Genomic DNA, 25656 nt, shown 5'->3' with positions numbered 1-25656 from the left:
TTTTGAAAGCAAAAATTTAGGCAAAAAAAGAGCAACGCCTGCTCCATATCCTTATCAAGGGTGGTAAGGATCAGCCAAGATCATCGCATGGGGATACGTTTATCTTGGCGCACTTCCTAAGAAGCGCGAACAGGGTTGCATAAAATGTAAGTCTGCCGAGTGGAGAGAATCGACTTACATAGAGGCTTACAGCGCCGCTTTAAAAATCTCTACGACTTGTGCATGGCTAGCCTTACGCGGGTTGGTCAGCATACAGGCATCCTTTTGCGCATTTTCTGCCATAATGGCAAGGTCTTCCTCTTTAACCCCTAAGCCTTTCAGACCAGATGGAATTCCAATTGAAGCTGAAAGCTGGCGAATCGCGTCAATCGCTGCATAAGCTGCTTCAGTCACAGTTAATCCTTCAGTATTTACACCCATCAGCTGGGCAATTTTTGCATAGCGATCCGGACAGGCAATCAGGTTAAATTCGCATACGTGCGGTAGCAAAATCGCATTACATACACCATGTGGCAGGTTATAGAAACCACCCAGCTGGTGTGCCATCGCATGCACATATCCGAGTGATGCATTGTTGAATGCCATGCCTGCCAGATACTGTGCATAGCTCATTGCATCACGCGCTTCAATATTTTCACCATTTGCCACTGCCTGACTCAGCCATTCACTGATCATGGTAATGGCTTTCTCTGCACAGGCATCTGTGATCGGATTGGCTGCTATAGAGACATAGGCTTCTACCGCATGAGTCAGTGCATCCATACCTGTTGCCGCAGTTAAGCCTGCTGGCTTGGCAATCATCAGTTTTGGATCATCGATCGCAATCAGTGGGGTACAACGCCAATCCACAATTGCCATTTTGACATGGGTATCGGTATTGGTAATGATACAGAAGCGTGTCATTTCCGACGCAGTACCCGCTGTAGTATTCACTGCAATAAGCGGTGTCATAGGCACAGTACTTTTATCAATACCTTCATAGTCACGGATATGACCACCACCAGCAGTGACTAGACCAATACCCTTGGCACAGTCATGTGATGAACCGCCACCGAGCGATACAATAAAATCGCAGCCGTTGTCATTGTAGGCTTGCACGCCATTATGGACGTTAATATCGGTTGGGTTTGGTTCTGCACCTGGGAAGATATGGCTGTCAACACCAGCCTCTTTTAAATAATTTGCGATGGTATCTGCGACACCAAATTTGTATAAGCCTTCATCGGTCACAATCAGGGCTTTCTTGGCACCTAAATTTTGTGCTTTAACGCCAATTTCTTTGGCACAGCCTGGACCGAAAAGTGAAACACAAGGGATATAAAAACCGTTTGTTTGATCTGCGATATTCTTAAAAGCCATGGTTCGATTCCTTCTACCATTCATCTTATTATCGGTGACCCTCACCGTGATTTAAGTATTGAATGAACGATAAAAGAATCCCACCTACTAAAAGCCTACCTTATGATAAGAGATTGAAATTTTAGTTATTTTTGAAGATAGATAGTGCTTAAATGAATTCAAAAAATAAAAAAGCACCTAAGAGTATTGCTCCTAGATGCTTGATGTATTTGGTGGGCCCAGACGGACGATAACAAAATTTTATCCTATTGAATTTAATATAAAAATTATCATAAAAATATGTAAGGATACAAATCAGGATACACGATTTATTTGTTTATTTTTTAACCAAAATTAAAGTTTAGTAACATATAATTTAAGGTGGTTTTAGTAGACTTTTTAAGAATACAACATCACCATGTACATAAGAATACTTTATGATGAGATCATCATATAATTCATTTTACCAAGATCAGATAAAACTCATAGTAATATAGGAGAGATTATCCTTACCTGAAGGTAATAGTCCTTTCTAATATCTTTAAATTGCCAATACAGTAGCTACGATAGCTAAATGCATCACCCTAATTTAAATTTCGAGGTGATCTAACCACTTTACCATTATATGCAATTTCTCAAAGATCTCTCTAACAATTGTTTATTCTAAATGTTCATCAACCTCGACCTTTTTATCAGGAAATTTCCATTTATAACTTACATACTTAAACGTAGCTTTACCTCTTTGCATAGCTGAAACTTTGCATCAAGATTTGGCATGTATATTCCCTATTCAAATCCCTGTATAAAAAGTCTGAATGAACTGCTTAGTCTTATCCCACAACTGATTAAATACAGTCTCTCTTTCAAAGAGCTTGACTTTAAAATTCGGTAAATCCTTTAGCTCTTCTTTCCTTGGTAAACGCTTTGTAAATTCGTAGTTTTCCAGAACAGTTCTCATTGCTTCAGGCTTCAAGTTTTCCTCTTGGCAGAGGTACTGATAGGCTTGTTCTTTCTCCGCATCCCAGAAAGCAGCAAAAGTGCTCTGGACACTTTGTCCATTGATCATCTTCGGCATGTTTTCTTCAATGAACTTCTGAATCAGTTCCTGCTTGTCATGCAAGGTAACTTCATTACCAATTAGATCATGTATCTGTGCTTCGTATTTCTTGCGTTTGGCCTCATCCCCGCTATCCAGAGCCATTTGCAGCAAATTGATAATATAGCCCACATTGATCCGGTCACTATGTAGCAGATCCAATTGGAAATCGACATCATCCAGTACAGAGACTTTTTCTTTTTTCGTAGTCTTGCGTACATCACGACATAAGTCAGCATACTTGGAAGCAAAATTGGCAAAGTGCTGTTTATCTAAAGCGGTCTGGTTCTGATCGTATTCGATAAAGGTTTGCAGCTGAGCGTTATAACGCATCACTTCACGGAAGGCCTTAATAAACTCCAACTGCTGATCTTCTGTCATGAGATCATCCACGCTTTGATAATCAGGCGTGATCTTGAGCAACTTCTGAACAGCAGCATCATAATCCTGCTTAATTTCCTCAAAGCTTGGAACCAGTACCACCTTTTGCGCATCTTTATTGGAAAATAGCGCCAGTGCTTCATCTGTTGCACGTTTTAGGTTGCGGAAACAGATGATATTGCCAAATGGTTTTTTATCGTTATAGACACGGTTGGTGCGTGAGAATGCTTGAATCAAACCATGATATTTTAGATTTTTATCGACATACAAGGTATTTAACGGCTTAGAGTCAAAGCCCGTGAGGAACATATTGACCACGATTAGAATATCAATCTGTCTGTTTTTTACGCGCTGTGCAATGTCGCGGTAGTACGCATAAAATTGATCACCAGAATTGTAGTTGGTTTTAAACTGTCGGTTGTAATTGGCAATGTAGCGATCCAGCTTATCCCGACTGGATGAATTGACCTGACTTGGAATATCTGCGGCTTCTTCATGAATCAAGCCAGTTAAGTCATCAGTCGGTACAGCCTCATTTGCCGCATAGGAAAAGATAGTGGCAATGGTCAACGGTTTAAATATCCGACCTTGTGCTTCATCTTCAATTTGCTTTTCAGCCTGCACCTTTTCAAAGAGGTCGTAATATTGGGTCAGTGTTTCGACCGAACTGACACAGAACATTGCGGTAAATTCGCGATTACGAGTTTTGGTATCGTGAATATTGACAATGTAGCGGGCAATCATTTCAAGGCGTTGCGGATTGTCATACAGTTCTTTGGTATCGATGCCTTCTACATCTTCCTCATAACTTTCATTCGTCGCCATGCCTTTGGCGGTGTATTTGCCACGATAATCAATCTGGAACTGCAAGACGTTACGATCACGGATGGCATCGACAATCACGTATTTATGCAAACACTCATTAAACAGGTAATCTGTGGTGAGTTTTAAACCTGCTTTACTTTGGCTGTTCTTTTCAAAAATAGGCGTACCGGTAAAACCAAACATTTGTGCATTGCTGAAGAATTTTTTGATGTTCTGATGGGTCTCACCAAATTGACTGCGATGACATTCATCAAAAATAAACACCACTTTTTTATTTTTAAGATAATCAATCGATTCTAAATAACGGTCGGTACTGATGGCTCGATTGAGTTTTTGGATGGTGGTCACAATCAGTTTGTCGTGGCGTTGATCCAGCTGTTTCACCAAGGTCGATGTGTTATCAGTGCTGTCCACGCTGTCGGCTTTAAAAGCATTAAACTCACGTGAGGTTTGTGTGTCGAGGTCGTTACGATCCACCACAAACAAGACCTTTTCTACATCGGGCATTTGCATGATGATCTGACTGGCTTTAAATGAAGTCAAGGTTTTACCTGAACCTGTAGTGTGCCAGATATAGCCGTTCTGATTGGAGTTTTGCACATGCTGCACAATTTTCTGTACTGCATAAATCTGATAGGGACGCAGCACCATCAGGCTTTTGGTGGTTTCCAGCAGTACCATGTACTGGGTCAGCATTTGGGTTAGATGCTGCTGATTTAAAAATGCTTCGGCAAAGTCGACAATTTCATTGGTGTGTTTGTTATGGACATCCGCCCAAGGAAAGGCAAACTCGATGCCTGTGGTGCCGTTGGAGTAATAACGGGTATTGGCACCATTACTAATGACAAACAGCTGAATAAAACCAAACAGCCCTTGCCCTGCCCAATAGGCTTCACGAATATAGCGTTGCGTTTGATTAAAAGCTTCGGCGATTTCCATGCCTCGTTTTTTTAGCTCGATCTGTACCAAAGGCAAACCATTAACCAAGAGTGTGACATCAAAACGGCTGGTTCTGCCATTATAGTCGCGGTGGTCGATAGTGATTTGATTGGTGACCTGATAAATATTTTTGCTAGGATCATCAGACAGGAAAAAAAGGTGTTTACTGGTACCATCATCAAATTTGACTGGAAATAGATCACGCAGATTTTTGGCGCGCTCAAACACTGTGCCCGTGTTCAAAAAACTGATGACCTGTTTCCATTCCGTTTCTGACAGTGGCGCAAGTCCATTGGCACGTTCGACTTGGTTTTTTAGGTTAGACAGTAGTTGGCTTTCGTCCTTGATGGTCACCGCAGCATATCCCAATTGCTTGAGCTGGCTAATCAGTTCATTTTCAAGTTGATATTCGCTTTGTACTGTCATTTCACCATCACTTTAAATCAATATTTAACAACAACTTAACCAATACAATAACTAAGCATAGTTTTAGCTATTTATCAAATTTTAGACTCTATTTAAACAAAATCTGTGCAACGCATATTTTTCATTAATCTCATTTAAAGACTTGATAAGAGGAATACCACATAGAAAACTTTTAAAGAATCAGTGCATTAATCTCAAAAACTGAGGATTATTCACCTTCATTTGCAAATTGTTTTTATATTCTTCAATTGTTCCTCGAGCACAGAAACGCTTACCTACCATGCCATCAATACGACCGAAGCGCTCTTCAAACCATTTGTAGTTATTGTCCCAAACTAAAAGCGTCAACGTTTGATTCGGATACATTCGATCAAGATTTAAATAATGCCGATTTCCTAAATGCTTAATCTCAGCTAACTGCCCACATGCCATCACGGTCTTACCAACATGGAATGGAGCTTTAATTGCCTCAATTTTAATTTCCTGCGAAAAAGCATTTAAGCTCGCCATAGACAACAAAGAAGTAATTAATATTTTTTTTAGCATAGGGAACACCTTAAGTATTTAATAGCTTGAAATCTGATTTTCAACAGAGCGAATCACAATTTGAGGAACACCTTTATAGCTTTCGATTAAGCCAGTGATACAAATATTGCTACCCTCTGATGTCGGCATGATGTTGTTTGACCAAATCACTGCACTGAATTTATGTTTTGGATATATACCTCCAAAATTTATATACGTTGCTTTTGATGTTTGTGAAATTTGACTCACTTCACCACACACAGTCGTACTTTCTCCAATATGTGCATCTGCTTCATATACTGAAATTTGACCAGATGTCGATAAATTTGTATCGTCTATATTGCCTTCAAATGGATTTAAAACAGCCTGTCTTGGCTCTTCAATTTTAGGTTGATCAATTGGTTTAGTAGTTGATGCTGTATCAGTTTCTATTTGTTGCTCATGCACATTCGATGGCGTAAATCTTTCTGGCAAGTCTTGATTTTGTTGACTGTCCACTGGCAATTGTCGTGTGGCATCTGCTATTTCTTCTGCGTTAAGAAGTACCTGATCTTCTCTAGCAACTGCAGATTCATTGTTTGAAAATAAAATATAGCCACCAATAAAAATTATCAAAGCAATCAAGCTAACAATTACAGCCTTATATTGTTTATTCTTGCGAGTCTGTTCTTGGTAAATAGGATCAAGACCCGCTTGCTTTCTAAACTCTAATTCTTGTTCAACCTGCTTCCTCTGTGCTTCTAGCGCAAACTCATCTTGTTTTTTCTTTTGCTCAAAATCGTATCGCTTTTTTTCTTTCAGCTCCTGATTAGTCTCTGAAAAGAATTTGCAAATACTTAGAACAATCATGACCGCTACGAAAATTGCAAAACCAATAGCAAATTCAAACATTCCGTTTCTCTTTACACGATTTGATCCAATGAGCCTAGAATCATCTGAGGCTTGCCTTTGTACTCCTCGATCATCCCTTTCACACAGAGTGTATTATTTTCTACATTTCGCAGTTGTTTGCTGATATGAGAGTTATTATTCCAAATGACTACTGTAAATGTTGCTTTTGGATAAGGTTGATCAAAGTTCAAATACACCCCTTTTGAGAACTCTTTTAATTGGGCTACCTTACCGCATACTATTCGATTTTGACCAATATACATACTAGCTTGAATAGATTGAATATGATTCGCACTTGAAGTTGAATTTTGATCTGCCTGAACATCTGATGAAAGATAACTAGATGAAACTTGCTGTGTTATGGGTATATTTTCAGCAGATTGTGAGGTTGATTTTATATATACCACTGCACCTAGCGCAATAGAGGCAACAAGACCTACTCCGATATAAATCTGTTTTTTGATTTCATTTTTAACTGAGCCAAGCTCTTGTGTTTGCCTTCCTTTCATCTCTGAAAGTTCTTTTTGTACATTTTGTAGTTCTTGTAAATGATTTTGTTTAAATGCATCTATACCTTTTCTGACATTGCTTAGCTCATTTGAAACATCTGAATGATTTAGTGAATTATTTGTAGTTTGCTGTTTTTCATAATCGGCTATTTTAGCTTCATATTCAGCGATCAGAACTTGAATCTGTTTTTGTTTAGATTGTTCAGTAATTTGATGGCTCACTTGAGCTTGTAATGCTTTACGAATCTCAAGGATTACTTGTTGCTGTTGTTGAAATGCTTTTTTATTGGTATAGCGTAAGACAATTCCAAATTGTTGAATTAAATCATTCTGACGCTCGAGAAAGTCATTAAACTTTTCATAGCCCTTATTATTGATTTTTGCGTAACCGTCCAACTCAATTGGCAATTGATAGCCTTTGCTTTTATTAACGATCATGAAATCAATATACCGATTACCAGATTTATTATCTTTAAACGGATACTGAGCGATAACATCATCGGGGGAGATTTCTGGAATTTGACTTAAGATTTCATCTACAAATTTTTCTTCATACCCAACAATATGCTTAATCTTGTCTCTATTTTCATATTTCCACTTTTGCCAATCCAACATTCCACACCCATACAAAAAAATTTAAAAACTCTAAACCTTAAAATTCACACAAACATCTGCTGCAACAAGCCTTTTTTCCACTGTTTGGCCTGTTCAATTTGCTGTGCCACCACTTCAATTTTTTGGTCAATGGCAGATAAGAAATTGGCGATTTTGGTTTGTTCTTCTAGGCAAGGAAATGGAAAAATTTCATTAGAAACAATGTCAGAATTTAGATTAACTTGAGTCCCTGGCTGTCCATACTGATACCAATTCTTTTCAATGTACTCTAAATAATAATAGGTATATTCATGCCAAGCTTTTAGTTCACTGAATACAACGAAACCATCATGAATGCAGACATCAAAACCTGTATAAATTGGTTTACCAATCGTTGCACAGATACTCATAATAATATTACCTTTAGGAATAAATCTGCTTTTTTGAATTCCTTCATTTGATAAATATTGCTCTGTTTCTACGAGTATTTTTTTACTTTTCGAAACATCTGAAATGCGTACCCAACCTACTTTTGATTCTTCATCAAACCATTTGGCATCTGTAATTGGTCTAGGTGAAGCACCTCTTTTAATATTAGCAATTTCACCAATTATTTTATCCTCCCACTCCCCAAACTCACTGCCATCATCCGCTTTAAAACGAATTTGCTGACTAAATAGCTTTTGCATCATGCCTTGTTTATATTGGCTCAGCAGCGCATGTTTTTGCGTGAGTTGGCTAATCTTTTCATCGACTGCGGAAAGGAAAGAGGCGATTTTGGTTTGTTCATCTAAAACTGGAAAATCAATAGTTGTCTTACCGACTTCCTGCTGACCTATAGTTGTCATGGTAGCTGTTTTGCCACCCTGTATTAGTTGCTTACGAACCTTAGATGTTTTTAATGCATAGTTTAAAAAACTAGGATTTGTGACTTCTAAATCAGGACTTAATTTGATTAAATGTCCATCATAAGTAATATCTTGGCTATGACCTAAATAAACATTCGAGAAAGCAATTCCTTCTTTAACTAAGGAGGAGCGAGTAAAAAATATATCGCCAAATTTCACTTTATTGCGTTCAAATTCCTTTAAATCTAAATCTAATAAAGATAATCTAGATTCATCGATATCTCTTTCAATATACATGTCTAAGACATTAATTAGCTTATAACCTTGACCAACCTTATTTTGGTCATTAAAAACACCATTATTTAAAGACTTATCTTTTGCTAGATTTATTAATGATGATTTTGTCCAATCCCCATCAAACTCTTTAAAACGTAATTTAGGCACAGCCATTACTTCACCTCCGCAAACGGTGAAGCAATACCAAGCTCATTACAAAAATCTGCAATGATGGCATCGGTTTTTTGGCTGTCTTGTTCCAAAGCTTGAAGCTGTTTTGCAATCGCATCTAAATCAATTTCGGCTTCCGCTTCAAAAGTATCCACATAACGCGGAATATTCAGGTTGTAATCGTTATCTTTGACTTCTTGCAAAGTCGCGACATGCGCATATTTTTCAATATTTTCACGCTTTTCAAATGCCGCAACAATCTTATCCAAATGCTCAGGCAATAACTTGTTTTGGTTCTTCTGCTTTTCAAAATCATTGCTGGCATCAATAAACAGAATATTGCCGCTCTGCTCACGGTTTTTCTTCAACACCAAAATACAGGTTGGAATAGACGTGCCATAGAATATATTGGCAGGTAGACCAATAATGGCATCCACCACATTCAACTGTTCAATCAAATACTGACGAATCACGCCTTCACTCGAACCACGGAATAATACGCCATGCGGTAACACCACCGCCATGGTGCCATTGTCATCGAGTTGATACAGCATGTGCTGTACAAACGCCATATCGGCTTTAGAACTTGGCGCCAGTTTGCCATACGCAGCAAAGCGTTCATCTTGTAAAAATAACGGATCGGCAGACCATTTTGCAGAAAATGGCGGATTCGCCACCACAGCATCAAACTTTTTATCTAAATGCTGCGGACGGGTTAAAGTATTTTCCTGCTTGATGTCAAACTTGGCAAAATGCACATCATGCAGAATCATGTTCATACGTGCCAAGTTGTAGGTGGTACGGTTCATCTCCTGACCGTAAATCATATCGACATCTTTAACTTCACGCTTTACCCGTAGCAACAACGAACCTGAACCGCAGGTCGGGTCATAGACTGAACGTAAACGGTCTTTGCCTTGGGTGACAATCTTCGCCAGTAAAGTCGATACCGTTTGCGGGGTATAGAATTCCCCCGCTTTTTTGCCCGCACCTGATGCAAACTCACCAATCAGGTACTCGTAAGCATCACCCAGTACATCGGCTTCGGTATTACTAATATCAAAATCAATGTCATCTAAATGACTCAGGACTTTCGCCACCAGTGCATTACGGTCGCTGGCATTATTGCCAAGCTTGGTCGAGTTTAGATCCAAATCTTCAAACAGGTTGGCAAAGTCATCGGCAGAGTCGGTGCCTAAAGTGCTTTGTTCAATCGATTTTAAGGTCGCAGTTAAATCATCCAGAATGAATTCGCCCTGACGACCACGCTCGGCTAAGGTATGGAATAGCTGTTTCGGTGTAAGCGCATAACCCACTTCGGCAATGGCATTCTTTTTAATTTCTTCGATGTAGGGCACATGCTCAGCATTCTTTTCATCTAATTCTAAAAAGCTGAGGTCTTCACCATCGAGCAATTCATTGGCAAAGTTCACCGATTTTTCTGATAAATATTTAAAGAAAATAAAACCCAGTATGTAATCACGGAATTCATCGGCGCCCATGGTGCCACGCAAAGTATTGGCGATATTCCAGAGCTGTTTTTGCAGTTGTTGGAGTTGTACTTGGGTCATGTTAAAAATCAACCAAAAATCATTATTTTAGAATGGCAATACTTTGCCATATCTGACTCTTTAAATTAAGCACTAATTTCTTAAAAGATTACTCTTACGACATAAATTGTCGTAACATGCTTAAGCCTAGATTTCCTTATTTTATTGATTTAATAATAAGAATTATGGAGTTAATATGCTTTTTGATAATACGATGAATAAAGAGTTGCAGTCCTTTTCTAGAAACATTGCTTCTCAATTACTCTTAGGGGGATTTGCATTATTATCTCTCTATACAATTGATACTAAGTCTAATTTATCTTTATTTAACTATACCTGCCTTTATATATTAGGAATATTACTTATTCTTTGGTCTATGTACTCTGCTATTAGTAATGTTTGTATTTTATATAACGACTATCGAGATTATTTATGGCGTCAGGGAGAGAAATTTGATCGTATTCGCCTTATGACTAAGCCAAATAAAGAAGACAATAACTTAATTGAAATATCAAAAAAATTCAAAGGATTAAGAAATAGTCTTTTAATTAAGTTCAGATTAGAAGGTGCTTTCATATTGCTAATTTGGGCTTCGTTTGGATTTATTTATATACTAGGTATTGTTATGGTATTTCTACAGCAAACTAAAGTTCTGAGTATTTAGCCTAGCATATTGATAATAAGTTTAGGTTATCATTTTAAAATATTGCTATCCCACTACTCATAGGTTCCCATTTCTTACTACTACCCATGGTCAATGTGGCACAATTATAAGCATCCTGCAGAAAGCCTCGCCGCGCTTGCTCTGTAAATCCTGTCTGGGCAATTAAAGTTTCTCTTAATGGATGATGGCTAGTAATCAAATACTCATTACGCTTATGCAAGCGTTCTAATAAGTTTACTGAAGGCAACCTATCAAACTTCCCTTGTTGACCACGATTACATGAGGGACATGCTAATACTAAATTCGCAACTCCGTTGATAGGCTTTTGAATATCACACTCACGAAGTTTATGTGGGAAAAAATGATCAACATCCGCTGAATGTTCAAAAAGCTGTTCAATCGTAACTGGAGCAAAACAATAAAAACACCTGCTCTTCTGGTATCCATTTAAAGCAGGCTTAGCTGATGTGACATTTATTCTTCGTATTTTATTGTCCGCAACCAAAATTCCTTGATCGTCGTGCTGAATTTGTACTAAATGCTTAGGTAAATTCATATCCCAAGCTGTTTCAACTAAGCGCCATCTTGCTTCAGTTTCATCGATCAAATCTTTAGAATTCTGTGCTTCAAATAGCTGAAATACTTCATCAGTCAAAATGATGCCTCCATGCGTTTTTCGGGCATCCATAAAAAATCTTTGTGGAAGTTCCTGACCATGTACATTATGAAAAGCATCAATAACATTCACAAAACCATATTGCACTGTCTTCGCGATCAAAGTTTGCTGATCTATTTCATCTGCATTAAACGCGCGGCAAAAATCCAAGAATTTACTAGAGCTTGAAGTTGCCTGCTTATCCACTAATTTTAAGTGTTCGCAGATATGATGACTAAATGGGCCAGCCAGTTGATCGAGTGTAATGACCGTACCAGAAGAGGCTTGTAACTCGTATAGCGACTTAGCTAAAGCAAACTTGTAGGAAGCTACATTACGTCCAAATAGAATAACAGCACGCCAATAATTTTCTAAAGATGGCTCAATCTCGTAAAACTCAGACATTAAATCGATTTCCGTATTATTTTATTTCTTTTTCCAAAGTATATTCAGCCATTTTTCATTACGTTCAGGACGTTTATCTACTGTGATCCACTGTTCTAATATCTCATTACCATCTAACTGGTCTAGCAATGCTTTGGCCTGATTTTCATCTAGATCCGTAAATGATCTACCATCTTTTTCACGATCTGTCGTTCCATATTTAAAAGACATATAGCAAACACCAGTACAGCGCAATGAACGATGAATTCTGCGCAGTACATCAAGTAACTTATCCCTCTCGCAATGTAGTAAGGATGCACACGCCCAAACACCATCATATTGATTGGATTCAGCTAATTCATAAAAACTTGCATGACGCACTTGAATACCTGTTAATATCGTAGCTTGCTCAACCAATACTTTGGAATAATCCATTGCTTCAACCGTATAGCCTTTATTTTTAAATGCTAATGTATCGCGACCAGATCCACAGCCTAAATCTAAAATATGAGCATTATTTGGTAATTTTTCTAGAAACGGCTGATACAAACTTTCCATATCAACGTAGAGTGTGGCTTGCGTAAATTCATCTGCATACTGATTGTAATAGTCTATTGTTTTCATAATTAATGCTTGGGCCAAAAACTAAACGTAGTCTACTCAAAAACAAAAAATTAAGGGAGTCAATGCTCCCTTAATATCTCACTAAACGATATTATCTTCTGTTAGTGTTTTACCCATTACTCTAGAAATGATCTTCAATAATTGCTGTTGACGAGCATCAATAAACGCTTCGAAATTATCAGTTCTTAGCAACTCAGGCTCAATAAAGTGTGATGCTAAGATTTGGTTCATACTGATATCATCCATCAACACTGTCTTATGATTTTGCAAGTCATTAAGATATTTCGACGGTGCCTTACCACCAATCATACGATTTGCTTTATACGAAATTGGTGTCTTATTAAGGATAGAGTCATATATTTTAGAAGGCTTATTATTTTCTTCACACCATTTTTTCGGAAAGATGTGATGAATGTCCAATGCAACTTCTTCGACATCTAAATTTTGAACCGATTCCTTCCAGAAGAAGTCTTGTGCCCCCTCTCTCAGCGCCAATGTATTTAAGCCTTTATATGCTGCACTCAAGCGAGATCTCAACGTTTTCAGGCGTTGTGCCTGAAATGAGGATTCTTGAATTGTTCGAATTTCATGATCAGGGTTTACAACCCAATTGCTAAAATCTTCTAAATCATTAGCAATCCGCGTTTCAACGGCGCCACCATAAAGCTCACCGAGTACACCACACCAGTACCATTGGCTTAATTTTTCATAGATTTTCGGCTCTAACCATCTTTCCTGAAGCAATGTTAAAATCGCTGCCAATGGAACTAGCTGTGTTCGATAAGGTAAATCTTTGGTAAAGAAAAAGCATTCTTTCCTTAAAAATTTTGCGACTAATAAAAATCCTCTTTCTACTTCGTCTGCCCATTTTTTATAATCTGAAAGAGACATACCCAAAATAGCTGAACGTTTTGCACTGACCGCAGAAATAAATTTACCAGTCTTCTTAGCTGCGATATCTGCTTTTCTCTGTTTCAAAGTACTTAATAAGCTAATAGCTTGTAAGTAATCTGTTGGCTCTACAAGCTTTAATATAGATTCTTTATCACTCAATCGTTTAGCACGACCAATTGGATTACGCTCAGGATGCCCATACCAATCATCCCTGAGGTTATATCCTTCAGCAGCAAATGTTGCTGTAACAAGTTCAAATACAGATAACGGCACACCACCTGTATTCACTTTTTCAAATACCAAACAGACTGCTTCTTTAGAATTTTCTTTATTTAATTTAATGACCGGCACAGCATACTGTCTAAAGCTTTCAAGAATTTTCTCTCTAAATTCCATATATTCTTGAATTCTGTTTGTATGGTTTTTAAATAAAACAACTTCCCATTCATTGGCATTAAAAATTCGATTACATGGGGAAAAAAAATGCTTTGCATTCTTTTTCTATCGTTGAGAAATCTAACTCAATTTCCTCACCTTTCTCGTTTTTTATTTTTTTGATATCTCGCCCAAAGTTTGTCTTAACAACTTTATCTTCTTCTACAGAAATGAATGCATCCTCTAAGTTCCCGTTTAGTGCCCTTTCTATATCAATATAATAAAACCGCTTGATTACCCGCCCCTTTTCATCAAAGGTTTTTACTGGTTTCTCTAGCTTAAGTACTTGTGTTAATGAAGTTAACCGCTGCTGACCATCTAAAATTAACTCTTCAGGTTCAATGTCTTTTTTTATAAGCTCAACATTTTCTACAGGTCGTACTTGAAACCTAACTTCTCCACCTGTTTCTAGGAGCATTACTGCACCCACAGGAAAAGATCGAGAAATACTGACTAATAAAGACTTAATGTGCGCATCATCCCAAACCCACCCTCTTTGGAAATCAGGAAGCTGTAATTTCCCCTCAACTATCTTTTTCAAAATATCACTTAAATTTTCTTTTGTACTATCAAAATTACTCATGTACAGCCTTTTCCAAAATGGTTGTTCCAAAAATCCTAGTATTAATAAAATACAATATGGGTTAAAACCTCAGAGATTTTATTTTATAAATATTTTTATTTTATATTAATTTAAGACAATTAGGCCTACTAGAGTTCTTATTTAAACTTTAACTAGATTCAAATTTTTCAACAAAAACCACCCTCCTTTATTCCCAAGTTTTTGATCAAGCATTCAGAGCATGTATTTAGGTTCTATCATAGAGATAGGTCATAAAAATAATAAGAAACCTCTATGAAAAGAAATTTACCCACTGCGATGGCTAAATCAATGTCACACAAAGAAAAGGCTCTTAAACTACTAAAAATAGTGAAAGGCTTTGACCTTTGTCTCCATGAAGTCACTAAGGCAATGCCTTCAGTACTTCCTGTTCATCCAGAAATCCAAGCCTTCACTATAGTTCGAAAGAAAATTCTGAGGCATGCAGAAAAACTGGAGTGGGAAGATATCCATTTTCAGCTCACTCAGCAATTTGTCACTATGTTAGTACAGTCTAAAATCAATATTGACCAAATCTTTCCAAACAGACTGCTGATGTTATTCAATCAGTATCTGAGCAAGACCTTTATTTATGATCTGAACAGTCGTATATACGACAAACCTCATGCTGCCATGTCATTGGAACTGTTGGCCAAAATCCTAGGTTTTACACGGAACCAGCTCAACTATCGCCAATCTCAAATTGATAAAGCTTTTAAAACTAGATTCTCTGCCCTTCAAGCCAAATGCGAAGCCCTACATCATATACATATAGAGCCTTCAATGTTCTGGAGAGTTGAACATGCATGACTCTCTTCAATCCATCATACTTAAGCTGCTAGCCTCTGAAAAAACACTAGAGCCCTTTCAGTATCTAGGTGCTCATTTCTTATGCCAGACGCCATTGCTTGAAAACCTTAAGTCGCTACATCCATACTTCGATCCATCACTATCATTAGAACTACCAGCGATTCAATTACCTCAACAGAAACCGCATCCAACTCAACAGCCTATTAGTAGCTATCTATACTGCTTAAAAGACTTAAAGTCAGATCATCCAGCCTATCTCTGGGGCATCAATACAGTCTTTGCCTTGAGTATCTTAAGTAGCATCAGCTCTACTGCATCATCCGACCATCAAACGACTATTACAACACTAGCCAGTCGGTTTCGCCTTGCCTCCCAAGCCCTGATCAGATCATACCAGAATAAAAAACTGTCTAAGTATGAGAAATTATATGTATGGCTTTGGGATCAGTTACCTCAATCTCCAACTTCTCTGAAAGCTTTTGTTCAGCAACTTTGTGATTTGGAGCAATCTGGCAAGTTAACAACTTTCCAATTTAATCTTATCCGGGATATTAGACGGGCGTATAGTTATGTACTGAATCTGACAGCAAAAAAGCAGGGACATCACAACTCATCCCATAAACGCTTTGAACAATATAGCTTGGAAGATTCAGACAGTCTTCTGGTTCTCCAGGAACTGTCCACATCCGAGCAAGTCCGGTCTCTGCAGTTTGAGGAACTATCGGATCAGCCAGAGGTACAGCACGTTCAGATTGATACGGAAGCAGTGTCACCGTTATGCAAGCAATCTAAAAGCATTCAACAGCAATCAGTCAAATTGATGCAGCAGTACATTGTTCGACTTCAGCATCGTTTTAGAAGTAGTAATCATTATCCTGATCTGGAATCTATACGTTTACTGATTACACATTGCTGGAATCAATACAGTACAGCGCAATACAGAAATAAAGCCTATCTCATTATTCTGCTCAGCTTTCTCACTGGCAATTCGACGGAGGAATGGCTCAAGGTACAAAGTCCCAAAATCTCGCGTTTGAATCAGCGGCAACGTTTAATCTGCGTTGATGGCAGGTATGTCCTGCGCTCTAAATTTACTTTGTTTGATCCAGTGCACTTCCCTCATAAAGATGCTTTACAGAATCAGATCACGCACTTTGATTTACCCTTACCCTATAACTTTATCGAAGGGTTAAAGACAGGACCTGTTCTTGAACAGTCTCATATTAGGAGCGCATTGAAAACATGCCGTGAAGAACTCTATATTCCCTCTCTCACAAGTAAGAAATTAACTACTCTATTACATGCCTCTATTTATCATATGACTGGGAATGCACAACTTGCTGATATTTTGACTGGTATAGATGCTAACCGATCCAGTTCTATTTCCTACTGCTCTTACCCGGTCTATCGTTTGCAGAGTCAGTATCTTGATACGGTTAAGCACTTATCTGCTGAAATGACCAAGCTGTTTCATATCGATCAACCATCAGAAAATTTCGGTAGTCTTAAAGCACCGACACCTTCTACTGTGACCAGTGTCTTTGCCTACCTGTACGCTCAAGTGATTCAAGCCATGCATCAATTTGATGTAGTTGCCACCTATAACCATTACAACATCTGGCTATGGCATATCCTGCTATTATTTACAGCAGCACGACCTGTAAAGGATTTTCCAGGAGTGTTAAAAGACTTTGATTTAAAGCAAGGCTGGCTGTGGGTGTCAGATAAGGAGATTCATGGGAGACAGGATGATGGACGCATACTGCCTTTATGTGACTTTCTTAGAAATGAACTGAAATGCTATCTGAAATATTTAAGAAAGAATACTGCGAGTATTGCTGTACATATAGAGAACGGCTCACAGTATATCGATGATATATTTGAGAGTAAGAAGCCATTACTGGGGGTATTTCTTGATCACCAGTGGCAACCTCTTAGTCCTTCCATTGTGGCGGAATTTACCGAAGGCATGCAGCTTGATCATGCCAACTGGCTCAGACATACCACACGCGCATTTCTTACTGACAAAGCTGAGGAATCGTTAATTCTTGCGCTGTTTGGACATGAAAAGAATCAGCAGGAAATAGGCAATCGTTATTCTAGCCTTCCTATAAATGCTTATCGAACACTGGCTAATACACTCAATGAAATGAAAGGCTTCTTTCAGATTGATGGAATGTATGAAGACATTGGAGATCTTTAGATTCATAAGATAAGTCACATAGTCATAACCGGGTAAAGCATCATGTGAATTAAGTTGTGACTCATTAAAAAAATACAATTTAGCTTAAAATCAAAGAGATTTTTTATTTAAAAGTCATTGATTTTAAAAAAATATAATCATAAAGAACTATTTTAATACTTACATTTTCTCTCTATAAACACAATCTTTTTCAACAAAAATTTCCCCTTTTTACTCTAGGTTTCTGATCATGAATTCCTAAGATAGCTTTTACTTCTATCATTAAGATAGAAGTGAAGTAAATGAGCATAAAACTTCTGATATTTACCAAGCTTTTTCATAACTTAAAATATGCTCATTTTTAAAATTCTTATAGTGTGAAGAACTTCTATACCTTATGCCTATTCATAACTAACTTATGAACTAGCAATCAAAGCCGAACAAATTGCCCGTTTTTCTGGTTCAGATAACTGATGGGCTAAAAGACCTTCAATGGTGAAAACAGCTATTTTTACTTTAGGCTCAATTTGATCAGCAGCCACCCCTATCTTCTGTAGCTCTAAACGAAACAAAGCCTCCACCATGACATGAAACCTCTCATGCCACTCCTTCAGCTCTGGTGAAAATTTTAATCTGGCATGCACAGTACTCACTAGGCGATCAACTAATTGCAGTTGATCCACTACCCAGATTAAACGTTCAGAAAGATCCTTTGATGATTGCAACATGTATTCATTTATATGCTTCGTTAATTCAGCATTCAAAATGCTCACTAGCAGTTCATCTTTGTTTTTGAAATACCAATATATTGTATTTGGAGCTACCTGAGCTTCGACCGCAATGCGGTTGATTGAAGTAGCATCATACCCTTCGGTTAGAAACAACGAACGTGCAGCATCGATAATCTCTTGTTGTTTTTCTTCCCGATCTTGTACACGTTTATTACGGGCCATTCAGTTTTCCTAATCTACTAAAAATTAAGGTGCTATCGCATAAAACGAGTCAAAGCAGTATCGTAAATTCTTCTTGAATGCTATTCAAGAATATAGTTAAATCATACAATCTTGAACGACATTCAAGATAATGTAAAAGAATAATAATGCACTACTGATTGATCAAAATAAATTTAATTTTCTGGTGCATTTTTAACAAGAAATAAGATGGAAGGCAGCCATCAAGAAATCTAAGAGCAGGCTAAACTATATGACAAATCGTAAATATCCTGATACCTCACATATTGAAAAATCAGTCTATGAGTCTAATTTCCTAACTGAAGGCGATATGTGCTCAGCAACTTTACATGTACCTAAAGAGTCAGCAACACAAAAGCTGCCTGCTGTTTTAATGGTAGGTGGTTGGGGAAGTATTCAAGGTGCATTGACCGATTCTTTCATCAATCACTTTGTTACCCAAGGTTACGCTGTGATGGAATTTGATTATCCAGGCTGGGGATTGAGTGAAGGTCTGCCACGTCAGGATATTAATCCGTGGAAACGAGTAAAAACCGTTAATAAGGCTTTATCCCATTTGAAGTCTATGTCTCAGGTGGATGCTGACAATATTATTGCTTGGGGTACTTCATTTGGTGGTGGACATGTAGTGGATCTGGTAGCAGAACACCCTGAATTAAAAGGTGCCATTATTCAAGTTCCTATGCTAGATGGGATCAGTACAGTACGTTCTGTACCTCTACCCCAAATGTTTAAGTTTTTAGGGTATGGTTTAGCGGACAGAATTAAACCAGGTGAACGAATTTGTATTCCAACTGTGTCACAACCGGGTCAATTAGGAGCGATGGATCGTGATCAGGCCTGGAATGCCATGGAACTTGCTAAAGAGAAATTGAATATAGACTATGATAATCGTGTTACTGCACGTTCGCTTTTGACCATGGGGTTCTATCGCCCATGGAAACGTTTAAAGCAGGTCAAAGTACCTATGTTGATTGTAGGGGCAACTCAGGATACCGTCGCTCCGTTCGTAGCTAAAAAGATCGAAAAGGTAAAGAATCCTTTCATTCAAATGAAGAAAATTGAAGCGGACCATTTTGACCCTTATTTTGAGCCATACTTCTCACAAAATTTAAGTTATCAGTTAGACTTTTTAAACAGCTTAAAGCCTTCAAGAGCACACGTATAAATGCCATACTGTTTATAACAGCTAAAATAGCCTTATCCTTGGATAAGGCTGTTTTTTAAAGCGATCGATAGAAAATTTTTAAATTAAAGCTGCTGTAGAAATGATATGTGTTGCGATTGGATGCGATCGATATAGGGTGCATGAAACAGATCAAAATGCCCACAATCTTCTTCTAAATAGCAGATTGACTTTGATTGTTGCGCCGTTTTACGTGTACTTGAAATTGGAATCAAGGAGTCTTGCTTTGCTCCAATCATTAAGGTTGGGGTCTGAATTTTATGGCTTACTGAAATGGGGCGATAAAATGGAATAGTGAGGACGATTCGTGCAGGAACCTGGTTATCCCAGTTTTGGTTTTCCTCAACTAATGAATAATAACCCCGATAACAATCTGAACCCGATAGGACTGCAAACCGGCTTTTTGCCACGATCTTCATCAATTTTGACTTGCCAAATAGACTATAGAACAAGTCAGTGATTGCTAAATAGGTTGCAGGTAAGAGATAACGTTTAGGGTAACCCAGCAAACTAGCCAAACCATCCACATGCGGAAAGTTAGCAATGACGGCATGATACTTCTGCTCACTGGCGAGTGTTAAGACATGTCCCCCGCTAAATGAGTAACCCCATAATACAAAGTCCTGTTCAGTCAGATTAAACTCATTTTTGAGATATTGAATGACTGCTTTCCAGTCCCTTAATTGACTATTTTTATCGACAAGATTTTTATATTTACCACTACTCTTGCCAAATCCTCGATGATCAAAACAGCAAACACTATATCCCTGTTCCAGATAAGATTTGATATATCGATCTAGAGCACAACTTTTGTCTCCACCCAAGCCATGAGCCATAATGACAAAAGGCAAGCCATTATTATTTATATATAAATCAGCCTGAATTTGAAAAGAGTCTAAAGGTATAAAAACATTTTTTATTTGCATTACGCATTCCTTGTAATACATTTTTTAAATATTAAAACGCAATAAGTGCGAGCAGCACTTATTGCTTAACTTCATATTTGCCTAGGCAGCAAATAATTTAGAAATTAATTTTAATGTTGAAATATTATAATCACGTGGAGGAATTTTCACGCCTGCTGAGGCGAGATCTGACACCAGTTCAGCACGGAAAGTGTTGTAATCAACTTCTACAGCATGACGTTGTCCACCCTCAAATTTATAGTGAGGATGATCTAGCTCATACTGAATCGCTGCTTTCATATCTTTTGGACGCTTATACTTCCCTAATATTTCCTGACATGCGATACGTGCTTGGAAATCTGATAACGGCCAAATACATCCAATAGGTTGGAACAAGCCTATGAAATATAAATTGTCATAATCAGCATGCATCATCTTACGATAGAGCGGTACCTTCTCAGCATGCTGGAAATTAATAAAGTCAGGATCAAAGAATGGAAATACGGTCCAGAATCCTGTACAGCAACAAATGATGTCAAACTCTTGCTTAGTACCGTCCGTAAATTCAACTGTCTTTCCATCAATTTTTTTGATTGCAGGTTTTGGCTTAATCTTGCCATGGCGTACATAGTCAATTAAATCCGAGTTAACCGTTGGATGCTGGCTTAATACAGGTTTAGTCGTTGGAGGTAGTCCAAAACTTGCATAATCACCCGTAAGAATTTTTAAGGATTTGGTGAGTATGGTCTGACGTGCTTTAGGCCGTAAATTTTCTAACGCTTTTGCGACCATATCGCTTGGGAGACCCAGCAAAAATTTGGGTAAAAACCACTGTGGGCTGCGCATGGATAAATAAATATCTTTACTTACACGAGCAGCTTCTACAGCAACATCACAACCTGAATTACCTGCACCAATCACCAGAATTTTTTTATTACGCCACTCTTCATTCACACCTTTAAAATCATGTGAATGCATCCATTTGCCAGTGAACTCTCCTTCGTATTTTGGATATTTCGGCATCCAGTGATGACCATTACATACCATCAGATACTGATAAATTTTTTGATGTTTCTGCCCTTCTGCATCCGTGTAATCCACTTGCCATTGACCATCAGACGTGCGTTCAACATGGTCAACAGTATGGTTAAACTTTATTTGGTTATACACATTGAAGTTTTTACTATAGTTTTCAAAATACTGCTGTAATTGATCATGCCGTGGGTAATCTGGATAATGATCCGGCATCGGGTAGTCTTCATACTCTGAAAGTTTTTTAGAGCTGATGATATGGGTATTTTCATAAACAGAGGAATGGCCTGTTTTGGAATTAAATACCCAGTTACCACCAACTTTGTCATTTTTTTCAAATAGATCAAACGCTATATTATAATCTTTACAGTTTTTTGCTGCGGCAATGCCTGAAGGGCCTGCGCCAATAATGCAGACAGTTTTATTCATTTTCAGCTCCATGAAAATATTTTATTCAAAAATCCGTCACATGTCGGTTTTTAAAAAATATAGGGGAGTTTTTTTAATAAATCAATGAGGGGATGCAAGATGCTGATGAATGAAATAAAGATGCCTGTTCAGAAAAGAAGTATCGAACGTCTGGAAAAAGTGATTCAAACCACTATAGAACTTTTAGAAACCAAGACCTTAGCAGAATGCAATATCCAGGAAATTTCACAAATTTCAGGTGTACCAAGAAATCACATTTATCAGTATTTTCCTACGATAGATCATCTATTTAGCTTAATCGTAAATCGGTATTTCCAAAAACTTCAAAGTTACCTAACCCATAATGCTCAGATCTACAAGACGTGGTCAGTGCTGGATATCATTCAAGATGCCTTGAGTAACGCCTCTGCTTTTTATAACCAGAATAAGCCAGCCAGCATGCTGATTCTGGGTGGCCCGGTAAACATCGAAGGTTTTAGCCTGCAAGAAGCCGTGATCGAAGAGATATCCAAAGAGTTCGTCAAAATTTTTACCCAGAAAGAGAATCCGCTAACACTTAAAAAGCCAGATGACATAACTATTATGATTGAATTAATTTTTGCATTGATGAAGCATAGTTTTTATCGTTATGGCTATATTACCGATGAATTGCAGCAAGAAGCGCTTTTAGTTTGTGAAGCTTATTTGGAGAAAAAGACCTATATTTAACTTAGACGTAATCGAAAAAGTTAAAGACTTTATTGAATATTTAAATACTAAATTTTCTCAGACTTTTATTTCACATAGTAAAAATATAAAGAGCTAGAAATTTTTCATTTTTAAGTCAAAAAAATATCGAATTCAAAAAGTTAGTGAACTAGAATAATTTAAATATTAAAACTATATAGGCATAGGCAAATTCATGATTTTATTAATGTTCAAATGATGTTTTGTAATGATTACCTACTTCAAATATCAACCCTTCTATTATTAAAGATATTTATAAGCTTTAATTTCCTCTTTATAAAAAGCTTTCCATAAAAGTTAATTTTGAAACTTCCTACAAAAATTAAAGCTAAAAATGAAATTAGAGCCTTAGACAGACATTTCATTTTTATGGACTGCCACCACTCTCCTAGACAAATTTCGTCTATTTTTCCCACATACAGAGTCTATCTCCTCCACCTAATTTAAGCTCATTTGTGCTTCACAGGTAGCAGAATACAAGATTTAAAAAACCGTCTAAATGACGGTTTTTATTATTATATTATTAAACAATTATAAAAAAAGATTCTTTACCTAATTACTAGATCAAATTATTGAATTTCTGAATCTTCCAAATTTTTAGGTAAATTCAACCTAACTTTAAAGTTAGAAATTTCATGGTCATTTCCCCAATCACCATAGATTAGAGCTTTTACTTCTAATCCGGTAAACTTTGATAAATGATGATCCTTTAATAACTCTAAAAACTTTTCAGTATCCTCTTCACTCAGATAACCCACTTGAACATTATTTACAACCACCATGATTGCATTCACTTTATCAGGATCTATAATTAAAAGCGCACTAACGACTTTACTGACAGTATTTTCAATCTCCGGGCCAATGATCGTAATTAAAGGTCGCTGAAAATTGGTTGCACTTGAAACTTCATGTCTAAATTTGTTTTTAGTTAATTCTTTAAACTTTCCACTAGGCTTATACCTAGTATTCGGTCTTACCATTACTAGAACAGTTATAAAGATAATAATAATTAAAAGAAACAGCCCCATGACTAAGACTCTTTTATCAAGGAAAGGAGGTCATATATTTCTTGAGCCATATCAGTTTCTATTAAGATGTAATTGAACTATTAAAGTAGAGAATTTTTGACATGAATGGTATGTGAAAAATGTAGTAGTTCTTTGCTAATTTTAAAATAATAGAAATAAAAGGCCTGCCTTTTTCTGAATCCTTGTCATTATATTGACATCAAATCGTCATAGCACTGTCATTTGTTAGTGTTGATATAAGCCAATAAACTTAAGAAGATTAAATGAGGACAAAATATGGCAGGGTTATCCATCTGGCATGTACTAATTTTTGCAATTGTAGTGATCTTACTGTTTGGTACTTCTAAACTAAAAAATCTAGGAAAAGATGTAGGGGGTGCAATCAAGGACTTTAAGAAATCTGTCCGTGAAGAAGAAACTAAAACAGCTCAACTTCAGCACTCTCGAACGATTGATGCGGAAGTTAAAGCCAGTGAGAGTTCAATCAAGAATTAAGGTATTACCATGCTCAATATTGGAATGACTGAGCTATTGGTCTTTGGGGCTATTGCCCTGCTCATTCTTGGACCAGATAAACTCCCTGAGGCGGTACGTTTTATAGGTAAATGGTCAGCCAAAATCAAAAGGATCGCCGGTAATATACAAAATGATCTTGACCGTGAATTGCGACTATCGGAACTACGGGAGCAAATGCAAAGCGAGCTGAAACGTATTCAGGAATTAGAAATCAAAGTGCAGGCACAGATGGATAATATCAATGTAATCCATCAGCCCTTCATTAGAAATCCGGAACAACATCTTTTGAACCATGAGCCGACTTACCAATTAATTAATGAATCAGTTTCACCTGTTCATTTACCGCCAATCCAGCTGAATAAATTAACAAAACAAGAAAAAACTTATACTGATATAAAGGTGGCCGTATGAGTATTTTGCCTTCGACTCAAACAAACAACGATACCCGGCAAATCCCGTTAGAAGAAATGCCAATTACCAAGCATCTAGTGATTCTTCGAAAGCACCTTTTCAAAATTGTGGGCGTATTATTAGGACTATTCTTATGTTTACTGCCTTTTGCAACCCAAACTTATCAGCTTTTATCAGAGCCTTTACGCGCTCAGTTACCTGAAAGCTCCACCATGATTGCAACAGATGTGACTGCGACTTTCATGGCTCCATTTAAGTTGAACTTCTTTATTGCTTTACTTATTGCCATGCCTTTTATTTTGTATCAACTTTGGGCCTTCGTTAGACCAGCATTGTACGTAAAAGAAAAAAAGTTAGCTTTACCACTATTAATCAGCAGTATTGTACTGTTTTATGCAGGTATTGCTTTTGCCTATTTAATCGCTTTACCTTCTATCCTTCATTTTTTTATCAGCGTATCACCTGAGACTGTTGCGCCGATGACCGATATCAATAGTTATCTGGCTTTTTGCTTAAAACTATTTTTAGTTTTTGGATTTACTTTTGAAATCCCTATTATCACGCTCCTACTTATTATAATTGGTGTTGTCAGCACACAGACCTTGGTGGAAAAAAGACGATTTATTGTGGTGGGATGTTTTTTTATTGCCATGTTTGTGACACCACCCGATGCCCTATCAATGATTATGTTAGCTGTTCCAATGTGGCTGTTATTTGAATTAGGTTTAGCAGCAGGAAAATGGATAGAAAAATGATGCCTGGACATAACTGAATAATAATAAAAACAACATAAAAGAAGAAAATTCTCTATGAGCAGCTTAAGCTGCTTTTATT

23 protein-coding genes are annotated in these 25656 nt (G+C 37.3%); 8 read left to right on the top strand and 15 right to left on the bottom strand.

From position 1 onward, the window contains the following. Positions 1-186: 186 nt before the first annotated feature. The 7 genes from mdh to AC4MCD_RS05565 all read right to left on the bottom strand — a co-directional run bounded on the left by mdh (position 187) and on the right by AC4MCD_RS05565 (position 10390). A complete protein-coding gene (gene mdh / locus AC4MCD_RS05595; RefSeq protein WP_034582942.1) occupies positions 187-1359 on the bottom strand; it encodes an iron-dependent methanol dehydrogenase in 1173 nt (390 codons plus the stop codon). Positions 1360-2128: 769 nt separating this feature from the next. Next, positions 2129-5005, bottom strand: coding sequence for a type I restriction endonuclease subunit R (locus tag AC4MCD_RS05590; RefSeq protein ID WP_491876734.1), 2877 nt, complete (start codon positions 5003-5005; stop codon positions 2129-2131). 180 nt (positions 5006-5185) lie between these two features. Then, on the bottom strand, positions 5186-5551 hold the full coding sequence (locus AC4MCD_RS05585) for a hypothetical protein (protein WP_491876733.1): 366 nt from the start codon (positions 5549-5551) through the stop codon (positions 5186-5188). A gap of 18 nt (positions 5552-5569) precedes the next feature. Beyond that, complete coding sequence (locus AC4MCD_RS05580; RefSeq protein WP_491876732.1) at positions 5570-6421, bottom strand: hypothetical protein; 852 nt, start codon at positions 6419-6421, stop codon at positions 5570-5572. 11 nt (positions 6422-6432) lie between these two features. Further along, positions 6433-7545 (bottom strand): hypothetical protein, encoded by a 1113-nt coding sequence (locus AC4MCD_RS05575; RefSeq protein ID WP_491876731.1) that lies wholly within the window; start codon positions 7543-7545, stop codon positions 6433-6435. A 44-nt stretch (positions 7546-7589) separates the two neighbouring features. Further along, positions 7590-8822, bottom strand: coding sequence for a restriction endonuclease subunit S (locus AC4MCD_RS05570; RefSeq protein WP_491876730.1), 1233 nt, complete (start codon positions 8820-8822; stop codon positions 7590-7592). Next, on the bottom strand, positions 8822-10390 hold the full coding sequence (locus tag AC4MCD_RS05565; protein ID WP_491876729.1) for a type I restriction-modification system subunit M: 1569 nt from the start codon (positions 10388-10390) through the stop codon (positions 8822-8824). Before AC4MCD_RS05565 ends, AC4MCD_RS05570 begins: the two co-directional genes overlap by 1 nt. 175 nt (positions 10391-10565) lie before the next feature. On the opposite strand from AC4MCD_RS05565, the gene AC4MCD_RS05560 reads away from it, so the two are divergent. Then, on the top strand, positions 10566-11033 hold the full coding sequence (locus tag AC4MCD_RS05560) for a hypothetical protein (protein WP_166136778.1): 468 nt from the start codon (positions 10566-10568) through the stop codon (positions 11031-11033). A 34-nt stretch (positions 11034-11067) separates the two neighbouring features. On the opposite strand, the gene AC4MCD_RS05555 is transcribed toward AC4MCD_RS05560, so the two are convergent. The 4 genes from AC4MCD_RS05555 to AC4MCD_RS05540 form a co-directional block, all read right to left on the bottom strand. Further along, entirely contained in the window at positions 11068-12093 is a 1026-nt protein-coding gene (locus AC4MCD_RS05555) for an HNH endonuclease family protein (protein ID WP_491876728.1), read from the bottom strand. Between the two features lie 21 nt (positions 12094-12114). Then, the gene (locus tag AC4MCD_RS05550) at positions 12115-12696 is read right to left on the bottom strand and encodes a class I SAM-dependent DNA methyltransferase (RefSeq protein WP_491876727.1); all 582 of its coding nucleotides are present in this window, start codon (positions 12694-12696) and stop codon (positions 12115-12117) included. A gap of 81 nt (positions 12697-12777) precedes the next feature. Continuing rightward, entirely contained in the window at positions 12778-13986 is a 1209-nt protein-coding gene (locus tag AC4MCD_RS05545) for a hypothetical protein (RefSeq protein WP_491876726.1), read from the bottom strand. Between the two features lie 70 nt (positions 13987-14056). Next, positions 14057-14608: a DUF262 domain-containing protein gene (locus tag AC4MCD_RS05540; protein WP_491876725.1), complete on the bottom strand. Its 552-nt coding sequence runs from the start codon at positions 14606-14608 to the stop codon at positions 14057-14059. Between the two features lie 273 nt (positions 14609-14881). Between AC4MCD_RS05540 and AC4MCD_RS05535 the strand changes: the two genes are divergently transcribed. After that, complete coding sequence (locus tag AC4MCD_RS05535) at positions 14882-15436, top strand: hypothetical protein (RefSeq protein WP_491876724.1); 555 nt, start codon at positions 14882-14884, stop codon at positions 15434-15436. Beyond that, complete coding sequence (locus AC4MCD_RS05530; protein ID WP_491876723.1) at positions 15429-17639, top strand: hypothetical protein; 2211 nt, start codon at positions 15429-15431, stop codon at positions 17637-17639. The genes AC4MCD_RS05535 and AC4MCD_RS05530 overlap by 8 nt, the downstream gene beginning before the upstream one ends. A gap of 395 nt (positions 17640-18034) precedes the next feature. On the opposite strand, the gene AC4MCD_RS05525 is transcribed toward AC4MCD_RS05530, so the two are convergent. Next, the gene (locus AC4MCD_RS05525; RefSeq protein WP_491876722.1) at positions 18035-18571 is read right to left on the bottom strand and encodes a TetR/AcrR family transcriptional regulator; all 537 of its coding nucleotides are present in this window, start codon (positions 18569-18571) and stop codon (positions 18035-18037) included. A gap of 250 nt (positions 18572-18821) precedes the next feature. On the opposite strand from AC4MCD_RS05525, the gene AC4MCD_RS05520 reads away from it, so the two are divergent. Next, entirely contained in the window at positions 18822-19757 is a 936-nt protein-coding gene (locus tag AC4MCD_RS05520) for an alpha/beta hydrolase (protein WP_166137380.1), read from the top strand. Positions 19758-19840: 83 nt separating this feature from the next. On the opposite strand, the gene AC4MCD_RS05515 is transcribed toward AC4MCD_RS05520, so the two are convergent. Together AC4MCD_RS05515 and AC4MCD_RS05510 are read right to left on the bottom strand one after the other, a co-directional pair. Beyond that, complete coding sequence (locus AC4MCD_RS05515) at positions 19841-20701, bottom strand: alpha/beta hydrolase (RefSeq protein WP_491876721.1); 861 nt, start codon at positions 20699-20701, stop codon at positions 19841-19843. Between the two features lie 81 nt (positions 20702-20782). Next, positions 20783-22141: a flavin-containing monooxygenase gene (locus AC4MCD_RS05510; protein WP_419365856.1), complete on the bottom strand. Its 1359-nt coding sequence runs from the start codon at positions 22139-22141 to the stop codon at positions 20783-20785. A 120-nt stretch (positions 22142-22261) separates the two neighbouring features. On the opposite strand from AC4MCD_RS05510, the gene AC4MCD_RS05505 reads away from it, so the two are divergent. Beyond that, positions 22262-22849, top strand: coding sequence for a TetR/AcrR family transcriptional regulator (locus AC4MCD_RS05505; protein WP_491876720.1), 588 nt, complete (start codon positions 22262-22264; stop codon positions 22847-22849). 587 nt (positions 22850-23436) lie between these two features. Here the strand turns inward: AC4MCD_RS05505 and AC4MCD_RS05500 are convergent. Then, positions 23437-23895 (bottom strand): hypothetical protein, encoded by a 459-nt coding sequence (locus tag AC4MCD_RS05500; protein WP_166236181.1) that lies wholly within the window; start codon positions 23893-23895, stop codon positions 23437-23439. A 276-nt stretch (positions 23896-24171) separates the two neighbouring features. Between AC4MCD_RS05500 and tatA the strand changes: the two genes are divergently transcribed. The 3 genes from tatA to tatC are packed head-to-tail and all read left to right on the top strand — an operon-like array spanning position 24172 to position 25577. Next, on the top strand, positions 24172-24390 hold the full coding sequence (tatA, locus tag AC4MCD_RS05495; RefSeq protein ID WP_419365558.1) for a Sec-independent protein translocase subunit TatA: 219 nt from the start codon (positions 24172-24174) through the stop codon (positions 24388-24390). Between the two features lie 9 nt (positions 24391-24399). Further along, the gene (tatB, locus tag AC4MCD_RS05490) at positions 24400-24822 is read left to right on the top strand and encodes a Sec-independent protein translocase protein TatB (protein WP_419365557.1); all 423 of its coding nucleotides are present in this window, start codon (positions 24400-24402) and stop codon (positions 24820-24822) included. After that, positions 24819-25577 (top strand): twin-arginine translocase subunit TatC, encoded by a 759-nt coding sequence (tatC, locus tag AC4MCD_RS05485; protein WP_419375328.1) that lies wholly within the window; start codon positions 24819-24821, stop codon positions 25575-25577. Before tatB ends, tatC begins: the two co-directional genes overlap by 4 nt. The last annotated feature ends 79 nt before the right edge of the window (positions 25578-25656 follow it).

The organism is Acinetobacter sp. CAU_H_78 (genome assembly GCF_058599365.1).
Note: the sequence above shows the minus strand (reverse complement) of the source record. Positions and strands in the feature narration are given on the sequence as shown.